The organism is Clostridium polynesiense (genome assembly GCF_000820705.1).
GTDB lineage: Bacteria > Bacillota > Clostridia > Clostridiales > Clostridiaceae > Clostridium_AA > Clostridium_AA polynesiense.
The window spans coordinates 192,308-206,486 of record NZ_CCXI01000142.1 but is presented as its reverse complement, the minus strand read 5'-3'; the positions used below and the strand labels follow the sequence as shown (position 1 = coordinate 206,486).

The window sequence follows — 14,179 nt, the reverse complement described above, 5'->3', positions numbered from 1 at the left end:
GCTTCTCTGAGATGATTATTCTATCATGGAAACAATATCAGGTGATAGTGGTACACAAGCCTGCCGACCAAGGCCGCAGTCATCTGCTCGTTATAAAGCACGTTTATCCATCTGTAAAACTCCAAGTTTGTGTTTAGTATAACTGACTTCTGCTCATGTATCCCTGAAAGATAATCAAAAAACAGCTGAAAACCAGTGAGAGCATAGGGAACATAACCAAACTCATCAAGAATAATGACTGAAGCTTTATTCAACTTTTTATGTAGGGTTTCAAGTGTCTCGGCTTTCTTCGCGTCTGAAAGTTGATTAATCAGTGCAGCAGTGCGATAAAACTTAACGGGAATTCCCTTATTGCACGCGGCTATGCCTATGGCGGTGGAAAGTATTGTTTTTCTCTGCCTATCCGACCATACATTATTATATTCTTTATCTGTCAAATGAAATCAAGAGACTCAAGGCTCTGAGGAGTAAGATCTGAGGGAAGTTGTACCTCGTCGAAACGAAACTCTTCAAAGGTTCTAACTGTATAGAAACCGGCGGTGTTAACCAGCTTTGACATTCGGATCTGTTCCCTATAGCTTATTTCTGCTGAAAGAAGCTTGTACAGATACTCCTGATTGGATTCTAGTAGTCTGCGCCATATCCGCTAGGTTGTGACTAAACCGGAGAGTCTTGCAGCAGTTTTCTATCTCTTTATCGAACATTTACTGCACCTCCATTTTTCAGGAAGGTATCGTATTCCACAAGATTTGTTGGCATCTGCTCCATTTTAGGGATTCCTGGACTCAACGTCATAGGAGGCAGCTCCGGCACGTCTGTATACAGACGGCGGTATAGATTTCTTAAACTATCTGCGTCAGAAGCTCCATAACACAATGCTTGTCTGACTGTATTTACAGCACTGTCAAAACCTGTTCTATCAGTAAGCTCCGAGAGAACCTTAAGTACTTTACCTACTTCGGAATTTGTACATCCTTTAAGATAAGATTTTAAATCTTCAGGCATCAAATCGTATATTCCTGAATATTTTAAAGCTCTGGGACGTATGGAAAGCTGCCTCAAATACGGAAGCCATTACATACTCTGCTGTTTTGAATCACCGTAAAGGCGTCGATGAGTGACAATCTCTCGATAGTTCTCATCCAAAATAGTGACATGGGATGAGGTTAGTCTTAAATTAACCACCATATTAGAATGTTTTGGTGAAACTGAATATTCATGCATACCTTTGTGGAGATAGAACTTCTCCCAGCTGTTGGTGGTCACGGTTCTACTACCGCTTAAGTCAAAGGAGATTTCCGGAAGAACATTGCAGTGTTTTAAGTCCTCAGCAAAAAGCTCTTCTATAGTTTGGTCATGTCGGTAGTGTTCTCTGTTAGCGTCCTCCTCGCACATTGCGAGGAGCTGCCGATTATAATCAGGAAGTGATATAAAGCGAGGCATAGGAACCAGGAGGTTCCTCCTATGATAACCGACCTTATTCTCTACGTTGCCTTTTTCATGCCCCTCACCAGGTCGATGTTCCAGTGGAAGATACCCTTCAAATCTATCCTTAAGCAACTCATTACACTTAACGGTATAATATGACGCAACTGTACGGTAGGAGCAGTCAAAATCCTTAAACTCCTTTTGAAGCCTCTTAAAAACCCTTTTAGCGGTGTGCCGCTGCTTACGGGGTGCGTTTTTATCCTCTATAAGCCAAGCATCAATTGTTGGCTTGTAGTGATCTAGTTTTGGGCAGAATCGATAGCTCGAAGCTGGCTTCGGAGCCAGTTGGTTGAAATCTGTCATGTCTACATACTTCCGTACTGTTTTCCAGTCCAGATGCAGTGTATCTGTAATCTGCGATACGTTTTCTCCTTTAACGAAGAATCTAAATCTGATATCATATATATGATTAATTGTAAGTATTCTCCTTTCCTCCCGGTAATCTTATTGGTGCAGATACAAGGATATATGTATTGGTTTATGCCTGCAATGGATTCTTTGCAATATTATGGAATTTCCGCTTGAGACATTCTGGAAAACCTATTTGCAATTTTTGGTGATTTTATCTTACAATAAACATCACAAGATATTGGAATACTATTATAGGTACTGTGAATACTGGATGAAGCTATTCCCCAATATATAAATCACATCATATAGATTGATTAAGTATCGTAAAATAGTAATTGTTATATTACACAAACGATACATTTATACAAAAAAATGGTATTATATTTATAACAATAGATTTAACTTTAATTGTAACAAAAAAAGAAAGGGGGATTTAATATGGATTTATACTACGTAAATAAAAATGTACAAACAAATGGAGACCATGAGGTTCACAAGTCTACTTGTGGACATAAACCTAATCGAGAAAATTCTTTATATTTAGGAGCGTTTAATACATGTAAAAATGCTGTAAAAGAAGCTAAAAAATATTATATAAAAAGTAATGGTTGTTATTATTGTTGTAATGAATGTCATACTAGTTAAAAAGAGAGAAGGGAGTACCTAGTTTTATGTGCTTCTTTTAGTTATATTTATGAAGAGTTAATATTTTATTTAAAAGAGATAGGAAAATATATGACAAAAAATTTTAAAAATAAAGGTACTTATTCGGAGGTTCAAGAAAAGTTTTTGCAGTATATTAAGGATAATAAAAAAATAGAGATTAATAATATAGACGAAAGTACTATAAAAGAAGTTGATAACTATATAAAAAACTTAAAAGATATATCAAAAGATATATTAGAAGAGAGTACCAAAAAAAGGATAAAAGACATAGAATTAGATTTAAGTTTATATGTAGGAAGTACCGTGAGTATAGCATCATTGCAGGTAGCCGTAATCCCTATGTTTTTAAAATATTTTAAGATACCTGTAGTGTTGAATGTAGCTAAATGCATTGAAGTACTACTTGCTATTCTAATGGTAGTTTTAATATCACAAATAAATTCGTTTTATTTTAGAAGAAAAAGAGAAGTATTGTTCAACAATTTTTTGTTAAGTAGAATAAGTAAAATACAGTTTGTAACTAACAAGAAAAATCGAACTTAGTAGTGATAATGGAAAGTATATATAAGGAAATTAGATAGGGTTAAATATAAGATAAGAAGTATGGATGTATATATGATAAATAATACATTTATATTATAATTGTATATGGTTATTTTTTATTAAAAAGTAACACTATAAATGTTAGTGGTGCTAGTAAAATAATTCTATATGAAATAGTAATATTAAAGTATGTTACTCACGTGTATCACCTCCTTTCATAAGAAAGGTGATACCAGTAACTCACGTTCAACTGTTAAATTGTAATATAGAATTATGATATATTTATGTACAACGTATACACAAGTATAAGTGTGGAAAACTCATTTGTAATAGTCATGGAGAATCTACGCTAAGTAAATAAGGTGTTAATTTCATATACTCTTATAAGACAATTAAGGTTATAACTAAATATTACAATTGACACCTGCCCCTTATAAAGATATAATTATAAAAAATAAAGGCTATGAAGAGAGCAGTAGTTATAAAGGAGTACACAGAGAGTTTCCGTTTGGTGAGAGGAAGCTATGAGTTTATAATGAAACAAGTCTTGGAGCTGCATACGGATCTTATAAGAATTTATTATGAGTGATACTATGACGTCCGTTCACGTTACAGAACTGGAGTATGATTTTTCCTAAAGTTTTAGGGAGATGGTGTACTTGAGGAGTCTAAAATAGTGATGTTTTAGAGAATAAAGGGTGGTACCGCAAAATAGAATTTTTGCCCCTGTAGATATATTTCTACAGGGGCTTTTTGACGTAAAAAATTATAGCTAAATTTTTAAGGAGTGAAGAATATGATAAGTAAAAGATTAGAAAGAAATGAAAGACCGATATTTCCAAAGAAGGCTGTAATTACTGCTGGAATGCCTTATGGAAACAAAAACCTTCACTTTGGTCATGTTGGAGGAATGTTTATACATGCAGATATATTTGCAAGATTTTTAAGAGATAGAATAGGGAAAGAAAATGTAATTTTTATATCCGGTACAGATTGTTATGGTTCACCTATTCTTGAAAGCTATAGGAAGCTAAAGGAAGAGGGCTATGAAAAGACCATAGAGGATTATGTTGAGTGTAATCATTTAAGTCAAAAGAAAACCTTGGAGGATTACAATATAAGTTTGAATCTTTTTGGTGCTTCCGCTATTGGAAGAACCGGAGAATTTCATAATGAAACCTCAGAAGAAGTGTTTAACACCCTGTTTAAAAATGGATATATAAAAAAGATGTCAGCATTACAATTTTATGATGAAGAGAAAAAGGTATTTCTTAACGGAAGGCAAGTAATTGGAAAGTGCCCTATTGCTGGATGCAATTCTCATAGGGCCTATGCGGAAGAGTGTTCCTTAGGACATCAATATATGGCATCAGAATTAATCAACCCTATCAGTACATTATCCGGGAAAAAGCCTGTTTTAAAGAGTGTAGAAAACTGGTACTTTACTTTAGAGGATTCTATGGATATAATGAATGACCTTAATGAGTTTTTGAAGAAAAACACTAACAGAAGAAAATATGAGCTTAAAGCTATAGAAGAATTTTTAAAAAAGCCATTAATCTATATTCCAAGAAAATATATTGATGATCTCAGTGAGTTAGAAGATAAGTTCCCAAAACATGAGACAATAGATGAAGAAAAGAAATCTTTTGTTGCTTTCATTTTTGAAGACCTGGAAGATAGAGATAAAGCTAAAGAGATATTAGATAGTTTGAGCATTAACTATACAAGCGGTAAAACTTTAGTTCCCTTTAGATTATCAGGAAATATCTCCTGGGGAGTAAAGGTTCCGGACAGAGATGAATTGAAGGATTTAACCTTTTGGGTATGGCCGGAATCGCTATGGGCACCTATATCCTTCACAAAAGCATATTTAGAGTCAATAGGGGAAAATCCTGAAAGCTGGAATAGCTGGTGGAATGATGAAGATTCTATGGTGTATCAATTTATAGGTGAAGACAATATTTATTTCTATTCTATCGCTGAAATGGCAATGTTTATTGGACTAAAAATACCTAAAGGTGAAGTGGTAGATGTTTCTAAAGTTAAGCTGCCCCATATAATTCCTAATAAACACCTTTTGTTTATGGATAAAAAAGCTAGCAGCAGTTCAGAGGTTAAGCCTCCAATGGCAGATGAATTATTAGAACATTATTCAAAAGACCAATTACGTATGCATTTTATGAGTTTAGGATTATCTTCAAAAAGTGTTGGCTTCAAGCCTCAAGTTTATATGCAGGAAGAGGAAAAAGCAGGGGCAGATCCGGTTTTAAAGGAAGGAAACCTTCTGACAAATGTATTTAACAGGCTTATCCGTTCTTGCTTCTATACCTTACAAAGCATAAATGAAAATATTCCTAAGGAAGAAGTAAGCAAAAAAATAATAGAATCAACAGAAAAAACAGTACTGGAATACGAAAGGCATATGTATAACCATGACTTCCACAGGATATCCTACGTTCTTGACGATTATATAAGAGAAATAAACAAACATTGGGCTAATAATATTAAAAATGAAGAATTAAAAAAACAAGTAATAGCAGATTGCTTTTATGCCTGCAAAGTAATTGCAATACTGGTTCATCCCATAGCACCGGAAGGCTGCGAAAAGTTTAAAGATTACCTTAACATTGATGATGAATTATGGAATTGGGATAAAATTCTTGACCCTCTTAATTCTTATTTTGAAGATGGCGACAATCATAAATTTAAGTTCCTTGAACCAAAGGTGGATTTCTTTGAGAAAATGGAGCATCAATATAATAGATAAGAAATCTAGGCAATATAATTTAGCATAACTTAGGAGAGCCATCATAAGCAGTATTAATCTATAAAATAAATTATAGTTTAGCATTATATTTTGAAAAGAGTTTTATTACAAGAAGCTTAACAACATTCAAATATGTTGTTAAGCTTTTTTATATTACAAAAATGTAATCTAAATGAAAAGTAAATCCATATGTAATATGTAGAGCAGACTATATAATAAACTCATAAGCTTCATACAAGGAGATGATTTGTGTGATAAAGATATATGAGTTAATAAAGGTAGTATGTTTGGTTATATTTGCCGGGTATGATGAGAAGAGCTTTAAGGCACATAATATGTTATAAATTTATTAAAATAATTTTAGTGAAGTAATAAATGAAAGGATGATAAGTATGAAGAACATTTTAACTGTTGAAAAGATTGAAAAATATTATGGAAATAAGGATAATGTCACAAAAGCTATAGATAGCATAAGCTTTAAGGTGGATGAAGGTGAATTTGTCGGCATTATGGGCCCTTCAGGCAGCGGGAAGACTACACTTTTAAATTGTATTTCTACCATTGATACGGTGACCACAGGAAAAATAATAATCAATGATAAGGATATTACCAGATTAAAATCTAAGAGCCTTGATAGCTTCAGACAAAGGGAGCTTGGTTTTATATTTCAGGATTTCAATCTCCTTGATACTTTGACTGCTTATGAAAACATAGCTTTAGCCTTAACTATTAAGGGGGAAAGGACTTCTGAAATAGATGGAAAAATTAAGGAGGTTGCAGGATATTTAGACATAGAGGATGTATTACAGAAATATCCTTATCAAATGTCCGGAGGGCAAAAGCAGAGGGTAGCTTCAGCAAGAGCAATCGTTACAGATCCTTCTTTAATTCTTGCTGACGAACCAACAGGAGCCTTAGATTCAAAGTCTGCCAGGCTTCTTCTTGAAAGATTTGAAAGCTTAAATAAGGATTTAAATGCAACAATTTTAATGGTTACCCATGATGCCTTTACTGCAAGCTATGCCCACAGGATTCTATTTATTAAGGATGGAAAAATCTTTACTGAGCTTGTAAGAGGAGAGGATAGCAGAAAGGAGTTCTTTAATAGAATAATTGAAGTAATAACTCTAATTGGAGGGGATGACAACAATGTATTCTAAAATTGCGGCAAAAAATGTAAGAAAGAGCTTCAAGGATTATACCATATACTTTTTGACTCTAACCTTAGCAGTATGCATATTTTACAGCTTTAACTCCATAGAATCACAAAAGGCCATGGTAGAGGCTATGGATAGCGGAGCTCAGGTGCTTGATACTATAACTACAGTGATTTCTTATGTATCTGTGTTTGTGGCAGTAATTCTTGGTGGACTTATCCTTTATGCTAATAATTTTCTGGTTAAAAAGAGAAATAAAGAGCTTGGTATATACATGATCTTAGGGATGAGTAAATCGAAGATTTCCAGGATACTAATTTTAGAAACCCTTATGGTAGGAATTCTTTCTTTAGTAAGCGGTTTAATAATAGGACTTATAATATCCCAGGGACTTTCCTTTGTAGTGGCAAAGCTCTTTGAATTTAATATGACAAGCTATAAATTTATAATTTCTTCGGCAGCTATAGGAAAGACAGTGATATACTTTGGAATAATGTTCCTTTTAGTGATGATATTTAATACCTATATAATTTCAAAATATAAAATAATAGATTTACTTACTATGGGAAGAAAAAATGAAGAAATAAAAATGAAGCATCCTGTTATCTATGTGATTATTTTTGCTGCAGCTGCAGCAGTGCTTGGATTAGCTTATAAGCTTATATTAGAGGTGGGTCTTGATATAGAAGATCCAAAGGTACTCATTGCAATAGCTCTTGGAATTGTAGGAACAATTTTATTTTTCTTTAGTCTTTCAGGATTTTTAATAGATATATTAAAAAGAAGCAGGGGGATATATTTTAGGGAACTGAACATATTTACAATTAAGCAGCTTAACAGCAAGATTAAAACTAATTTTCTATCCATGTCTGTTATATGTTTAATGTTATTTATAACTATGGTGACACTATCTACAGGCTTTAGTTTTAAAGATGCACTGGTTTCCGGACTGAAGGAGGCAACACCCTATGATGCAACTGCTTTTAAATACTTAACACAAGAGGAAAATAAAAACCCTCTTGATATTCAGGAGACGTTTAAAGCTATGAATATAGAGCTTGGAAGCAATGATAAATCAGCATCCTTTGATGAATATAGTGATGGAACTATGCTGTCAGATTTAATGCCCCTTGACAAAGCTCTAGAGGATAAAGACTTTAAAGTTTCCTTCGTGAAAATATCTGAATATAATGGCCTTAGAGAGCTTAAGGGTGAGGAGCCAATTAAATTAAAGGAAAATCAGGTGCTTATAACCTCTAACTTTACTAAAACCCTCTCCACTATTACTGATTATATGCATAAGAATAAAACCATAACCTTAAAGGGAAAGAAATATGAGATCAAAAATGAAGAAGTGATTCAGGAAAATCTAAGAACAGATTTTATGAAAAACAACATTATAACTATAATCGTTGACGATTCCTATTGTGACAGCGCAGAGAAGATTTCTACAAATATGAATATATTCTTTGATGAGAATAATAAGGAGGAAGCTGAGAAAAATTTCATCACTGCTATAAGGAAATATCAAGATCTTGGTAAAGTAGGAGATTATGAAAGATTAGGATATGTAATAGCAAATACCAGAAAGGATATATTTGAAGGGAATAAAGGGGTAACTGCTCTTGTGCTTTTTGTGGTGATATATCTAGGAATAGTATTTTTAGTAAGCAGTATGGCAGTCCTTGCTCTTCAGCAGCTTTCTGAAGCCAGCGATAGTGCAGACAGGTATGTATCCTTAAAAAAATTAGGTGCCGGCAGAAAAAGTATTAATAAATCGATTTTTTTGCAAATGCTAAGCTATTTTACCATCCCTATAATACTGGCCTTCATTCACTCTATAGTAGGGATAAAGGTTACAAGCAACTTTATTGAATTATATAACAGACCTAATATATCTACTGCTGCTTTAGTAACCTCAGGTTTATTTGTAGTCGTATATGGAATCTATTTTTACACAACCTATATAGGATACAAAAATATAATTAAAAGTAAACTTAAGTAAAAGACATTATCTATTTGCAGCAAAGTACCAGCTGCAGATAGATTTTTGTTATAAATTTAAGTCTATATATTTGTTTTACCTATTGGAACTAGCTTTTTCAATGTGTATGAAAGAGGGGTTCCATGATAAAATTATAGGTGTTAGGAGGCGGTAAAGTGAAGAAGATAATTGTTATTGAGGATGATGAAATTATCAGAGAGGAGCTTCAAAGCTTTCTTAGTAAATATAATTATCAGGTAGCTGCACCTGTTAATTTTGATAACATAATTGAAAAAATCCTAGAAGAGAAAGCGGATCTCATATTGCTGGATATAAATCTTCCTGCATATGATGGTTATTATATCTGCAGAGAGGTAAGAAAAATTTCTGAAGTTCCAATTATAATTGTAACCAGCAGGGATAGTGACACTGATGAACTGATGAGCATGAACTTAGGTGCCGATGACTTTGTTACTAAGCCCTACAATACTCAGATTTTACTTGCCAGAATAGCTGCGCTTTTAAAAAGAACCGGCGGAGTTGGAGGTTACGGTTCAGTTATAGCCTATGGGGATTTTCAACTGAATCTTTCAAATGCATCAATTTTATATAGAGATAAAGAGCTGGAGCTTACTAAAAATGAAATGAAAATACTCTCCTTTCTCATAGAAAATAAAGGAACAATCGTCTCCAGAGATGCTCTTATGGAGTATCTCTGGAAGTCTGATTTCTTTGTTGATGACAGCACTCTTTCTGTTAATGTGACCAGGCTTAGAAAAAAGCTTGAAAGCATAGGTATTAAAGATGCCATAGAAACAAGAAGAGGATTGGGGTACATAATGCCATGAAGCTGGGAGAATTTTTAAAAGATAAAATAGTATTTTTAGCAGTTAATTTTTTAGTTTTTATTTTTATAGCTGTGTTTGTATTCTTTTCCACTGACAGCTTGCTAACTATATTTCTTATAGGCTGCATATGGTTTATTCCTCTTATATTATATACATCTTTAGACTTCATAAAATGGAATAGATATTTTAAAAATATTTATGGGATATTAAAAGGACTTGATAAAAAGTATTTATTCCCAGAGGTAGTAGAAGAAGCGGATTTTAATGTAGGTGAAAAGGTAAACGAAATATTAAAAGATCTTAGCCGGGATATGCACGAAAACATAAATCATTATAAATACATTCAGGAAGAGTATAGGGAATATATTGAAACCTGGGTGCATGAAATTAAAACCCCCATAGCCTCAGCCAAACTCCTTGCTGAGAATAATAATAACGAGGTTACAAAGAAAATTGATATACAGATTGATAGGATTGATAGCTTTGTGGAGCAGGTACTATATTACTCCAGAAGTGATGAGGTTGGAAATGATTATATAATTAAAGAAGCCTCTCTTGGGGATATAGTGAAAAGCGCAGTGAAAAAAAACTATAGAGAGTTTATAAGCAAAAAGATAATCCTGAAGCTTGAGGATATTAATGAAACCGTATATTGTGATGTGAAGTGGATTGTATTTATATTAAATCAAATCATAGGCAATGCAATAAAATATTCTAAAGTACAGGACAGTATCATTAGGATTTACTCTGTAAAAAATGAAAATTCCACTACATTAATAATAGAAGATAATGGAGTTGGCATAATTGAAAGAGATATAGGAAGAGTATTTGATAAAGGCTTTACCGGGGACAATGGAAGGAAATTTGGTAAGAGCACAGGAATGGGGTTATATATATGTAAAAAGCTATGTAAAAGGCTTGGACTAGGGCTAAATTTAGAATCACAATTAGACAAGGGAACCAAAGTATCAATACATTTTCCAGTAAGCAATATGACAACGTAATTTTATGATTATTTACATAGAGACAAGAATCCTATAATTATATAACATATAATTAGAATAAATTGGATATGAGGGTATAGGTGGCGATATGATAAAAGGGTTTAGAGATTTAAATAAGGATGACATAAGAGAGGTACAATTATATTTAAATAGCTTAGAAAAAAATGATAAGTCTGTATCACAAATTAAAGAGGAATTTAACACAAAGATCTATAAATACAGATCTATTTCTAGATTTGAACTTATCTTTTGTATAATCACAATTATGAAAGAAATATCATCTTTTTTATACATGAAAGTACTTTCAGTACTAAGAAAATCAAGAGAGGTAGAAATGAATAGTATTGTTATAATTACCTCTATGGTATTTCTATTTTTAGATAGTTTCTATTTTACTTTAGGAGACATATTTATTTTTGGAGATATCATAGGTATTAGACAAGTATTGAATATATCAAAAGCTAGCTCTGTTTTTTCTCTTTATTAGTGTTGGTAACACTAAGCAATCATTAGAACAAAAGTAGATATCCAAATCTTTGATTTGTGATAGTTGCTTCATAGCATGTTTATTTTGTTTTAGGGCTTTTGGATAAATTTAATAGTTAAATTTGAGAGATTAAAGCACTAATCATTGCAGGAAGGGTGCTTTTATTTGCTTTATTATAGATTCACAAAACTTTGGAACAATATTAAGTCTAAAATAATATTATTAATATTGTTGTGTAAATTCTTTCTTGTTTTGGTATAATTGATGGAAACTAGCGTTTGCAGTGGAGGTGATGGTTCCATATTAATGAATAAAGATAATAATGTTAGAGTGGATGCAATATGGAAGACACTTAATGAGACAGGATTAGAGCATTTATTTTTATTGAAAGATGATGAAAGCATTACAGCAAACTCAGTTATTCTAACAATGCGAAAAGATATGCCCGTTCGTATATTGTATAATATATACTGTAATTTAGACTGGAAGGTTAACAAATTTGAAGTACAGATCTTTGATGGTAAATCTAAAAGCATTGTCTTACAATCAGATGGAAATGGTAATTGGACAACTGATGCTGGTAAATCAGTAGAAAATTTATATGGATGTATAGATATTGATATTTCTGCTACTCCTTTTACTAATACAATTCCCATTAGGCGCTTATCATTAAAATCAGGAGAATCAAGAGAAATAAAAGTAGTTTATATCGATACTTATAATTTTAGTTTAAAACCTGTAAACCAACGCTATACTTGTATAGAATCAAATCTAAATAGTTGCAAATATAAATATGAAAATTTAAATAGTGGGTTTATGACGGAATTTTTTGTAGATAAAGATGGATTTGTTATAGATTATCCCCATTTATTTAAAAGAGTTTATAATACTGAAATAAAAAAATAATTTTATTAAACAGTAATAAAAAGTTCACGTTATACATTTTACAGTAAATCTAATCCCAGGTAAAAGAGGTTTATAGCCTTAGCCAAGCAAAATCAATGGCTAAGGCTGTTTTTAGTGTACTTAGCATTGGTACAGTCTAATAGATGTAAGTCACTAGTGCGGGTAATAGTGCCAGGCACATAGACGAGAGTAATGATGTCCATAAAGAGATAAAATCTGATGGTAACTTAAAGCAAATTTCTTTTTCTTGTTGGAATTATATGCTAAAATATACCTAATATAGTTATTTTTAGGTGGTGGTGTGTTATGGATCAAAAGGAGTTTAATTATGAAAAATCATTATTTGCCATGATTATAAAATGGATTGATAAATTATTCTATTTAAAATCAAATGAGAAGGCATTAATATTACAGATGGCTTATGAGTACAAGGATAAGGTAAGTGAATTATATACTTTATATAACAACTTTATGAAAGAAGAGGGAGAAACTTGTTCTCTAGAGTATAAAGATATAAAAATACAATTAGCTAAGGATGAAATGCTGAAAATGCTAGCTACTTTAATTGATTTTTTAGAGGAGGTATTGCCTCTAGGTTCTGTTGTAGAGCTAAACACTAACTTTATTAAGGAGATATTTGGGGAAGAACAAATTGAGAAGTCATTAAAAATCGTTATAACTCATAGATTTCTATTTAAAGAAGGAGAAAAAGAATATTTTCCTTATGCAGGGGTAAGGTATCCCATTGGCACTTATGATAATGATAAAATGATACATTTTACAAGTGCTGCTATAGAAAAGATTCTTCAAAGAGGATTTAGGGATATTGAAGAAGAGGCATATATTTGTGTTATGAAAAATGAAATGTTAGCAAAAAATGATATGTATTCTATAGGTTTTTCCAGAAGATAGGAGGGCACTATGAATGAAATATATTATATTCAAAGGAGTATAAAACAATGTACCTCTCAATTAGATGAAAATAACATTCGAATACGAAAGCTTAGAGATAGAATAATAGAACTAGAATATATAAAACATAAATTAAGAGGCACCCAGGAAAAGTTATATGATTACAGATCTATTAAAAGAAGGCACTTTGTTAGGATGAAAGAAAGCTTAAGCAATGTAAAATTTGCTTCGGAATGTTCCGATGAAATGTTAAGGTTTATTGATGGCAATAGGGCAAGCTCCGCCCATGATAATATTGATTCAGCAATAGCAGAGACTAAAAATGAGATAAGAAGAAAAGAAGCAGAAATAAGAGATTTAGAGAGCAAAAACTATTACTTGAAGAATAGAATAATTAATTTAAACGAGAAAATGCTAGAGTTAGAAAATAAGAGAGGTGATTAATTTGCCGGGAGATATTGAATATGACTTGATAGTTAATGATGAGAATTGTGAAGCAGCGGGAAAAGAGTATATAAGAAGAGCTGAGAATTTCGAAATTATGTTAGTTCAATATGAGTCTATTCTAACTAAATTATTATCAGAGGGAATAAAAAGTGGAAAAGTTCATGATAATCTTAAATTATATTCAGAAATAGTAGCTACTTTAAAGACAGAAGTTAAGGAGCTAGCTACTAAAGCTCAAGAATGTAACAGAGGGTTCATAACAGATATGGATACGGCGGATAGCTATCTGTATTAGCATAAAATAAAGGAGGAAAATTATTTGTCAGCTGAAGCTATAGATATTAATGTGGAGATAGTAGAATCATGTATTAGTGAACTTGTTAAGCTATCATTAGCTATAGAGGGAAGTACTAAAAGTGATTTTGAAGTAGTAGGTGCAGGATATACTAGTAGTTATATGAAAACGATTAATAATAACTTTTTAGTATTGACTAATTCATTACATTTCATGGTTAATAATACTATGAAATTTCTAGTACAAGCTAAAGAGGGATACGTCAATTCGGATGAGGATAGAGCTGAGGCTTTGAGAACACTACAGTGAGAGATAATTGGA

General features: G+C 32.3%; 15 protein-coding genes, 1 pseudogene and 1 other annotated feature. Of the genes and pseudogenes, 13 read left to right on the top strand and 3 right to left on the bottom strand.

Going from position 1 to position 14,179, the window contains the following annotated elements:
* Positions 1-26: 26 nt before the first annotated feature.
* The 3 genes and pseudogenes from TA89_RS19215 to TA89_RS19370 all read right to left on the bottom strand — a co-directional run.
* Positions 27-704: pseudogene (locus tag TA89_RS19215) on the bottom strand (ATP-binding protein); the annotation flags it as partial.
* On the bottom strand, positions 694-1,062 hold the full coding sequence (locus TA89_RS19375; protein ID WP_242850169.1) for a hypothetical protein: 369 nt from the start codon (positions 1,060-1,062) through the stop codon (positions 694-696). The pseudogene TA89_RS19215 and the gene TA89_RS19375, both read right to left, overlap by 11 nt.
* Positions 1,063-1,074: 12 nt before the next feature.
* A complete protein-coding gene (locus tag TA89_RS19370) occupies positions 1,075-1,395 on the bottom strand; it encodes a Mu transposase domain-containing protein (protein WP_242850168.1) in 321 nt (106 codons plus the stop codon).
* An 882-nt stretch (positions 1,396-2,277) separates the two neighbouring features.
* Between TA89_RS19370 and TA89_RS15330 the strand changes: the two genes are divergently transcribed.
* The 13 genes from TA89_RS15330 to TA89_RS15270 all read left to right on the top strand — a co-directional run bounded on the left by TA89_RS15330 (position 2,278) and on the right by TA89_RS15270 (position 14,167).
* Complete coding sequence (locus tag TA89_RS15330; RefSeq protein WP_040214632.1) at positions 2,278-2,484, top strand: hypothetical protein; 207 nt, start codon at positions 2,278-2,280, stop codon at positions 2,482-2,484.
* 90 nt (positions 2,485-2,574) lie between these two features.
* The gene (locus TA89_RS15325; protein WP_040214631.1) at positions 2,575-3,048 is read left to right on the top strand and encodes a hypothetical protein; all 474 of its coding nucleotides are present in this window, start codon (positions 2,575-2,577) and stop codon (positions 3,046-3,048) included.
* 454 nt (positions 3,049-3,502) lie between these two features.
* Positions 3,503-3,779 (top strand) — a binding site (T-box leader).
* A gap of 65 nt (positions 3,780-3,844) precedes the next feature.
* Positions 3,845-5,818: a class I tRNA ligase family protein gene (locus TA89_RS15320; RefSeq protein WP_040214630.1), complete on the top strand. Its 1,974-nt coding sequence runs from the start codon at positions 3,845-3,847 to the stop codon at positions 5,816-5,818.
* 392 nt (positions 5,819-6,210) lie between these two features.
* On the top strand, positions 6,211-6,978 hold the full coding sequence (locus TA89_RS15315; RefSeq protein ID WP_040214629.1) for an ABC transporter ATP-binding protein: 768 nt from the start codon (positions 6,211-6,213) through the stop codon (positions 6,976-6,978).
* Entirely contained in the window at positions 6,968-8,980 is a 2,013-nt protein-coding gene (locus TA89_RS15310; protein ID WP_040214628.1) for an ABC transporter permease, read from the top strand. The genes TA89_RS15315 and TA89_RS15310 overlap by 11 nt, the downstream gene beginning before the upstream one ends.
* 155 nt (positions 8,981-9,135) lie before the next feature.
* Positions 9,136-9,807, top strand: a complete 672-nt coding sequence (locus TA89_RS15305; RefSeq protein WP_040214627.1) for a response regulator transcription factor — start codon at positions 9,136-9,138, stop codon at positions 9,805-9,807.
* Positions 9,804-10,811 carry a sensor histidine kinase gene (locus TA89_RS15300; protein WP_040214626.1) on the top strand — a complete coding sequence of 336 codons (1,008 nt, stop codon included), beginning with the start codon at positions 9,804-9,806 and terminating at the stop codon, positions 10,809-10,811. Before TA89_RS15305 ends, TA89_RS15300 begins: the two co-directional genes overlap by 4 nt.
* An 88-nt stretch (positions 10,812-10,899) precedes the next feature.
* On the top strand, positions 10,900-11,298 hold the full coding sequence (locus tag TA89_RS18950; RefSeq protein WP_040214625.1) for a hypothetical protein: 399 nt from the start codon (positions 10,900-10,902) through the stop codon (positions 11,296-11,298).
* Between the two features lie 306 nt (positions 11,299-11,604).
* Entirely contained in the window at positions 11,605-12,204 is a 600-nt protein-coding gene (locus TA89_RS15290; protein ID WP_040214624.1) for a putative glycolipid-binding domain-containing protein, read from the top strand.
* 306 nt (positions 12,205-12,510) lie between these two features.
* Positions 12,511-13,116, top strand: a complete 606-nt coding sequence (locus TA89_RS15285) for a DUF4176 domain-containing protein (protein WP_040214622.1) — start codon at positions 12,511-12,513, stop codon at positions 13,114-13,116.
* A 9-nt stretch (positions 13,117-13,125) separates the two neighbouring features.
* Entirely contained in the window at positions 13,126-13,560 is a 435-nt protein-coding gene (locus TA89_RS15280; protein WP_040214621.1) for a hypothetical protein, read from the top strand.
* A 1-nt stretch (position 13,561) separates the two neighbouring features.
* Positions 13,562-13,858: a hypothetical protein gene (locus TA89_RS15275; protein ID WP_040214619.1), complete on the top strand. Its 297-nt coding sequence runs from the start codon at positions 13,562-13,564 to the stop codon at positions 13,856-13,858.
* A 24-nt stretch (positions 13,859-13,882) separates the two neighbouring features.
* Positions 13,883-14,167: a hypothetical protein gene (locus tag TA89_RS15270; protein WP_040214618.1), complete on the top strand. Its 285-nt coding sequence runs from the start codon at positions 13,883-13,885 to the stop codon at positions 14,165-14,167.
* Positions 14,168-14,179 lie beyond the last annotated feature (12 nt).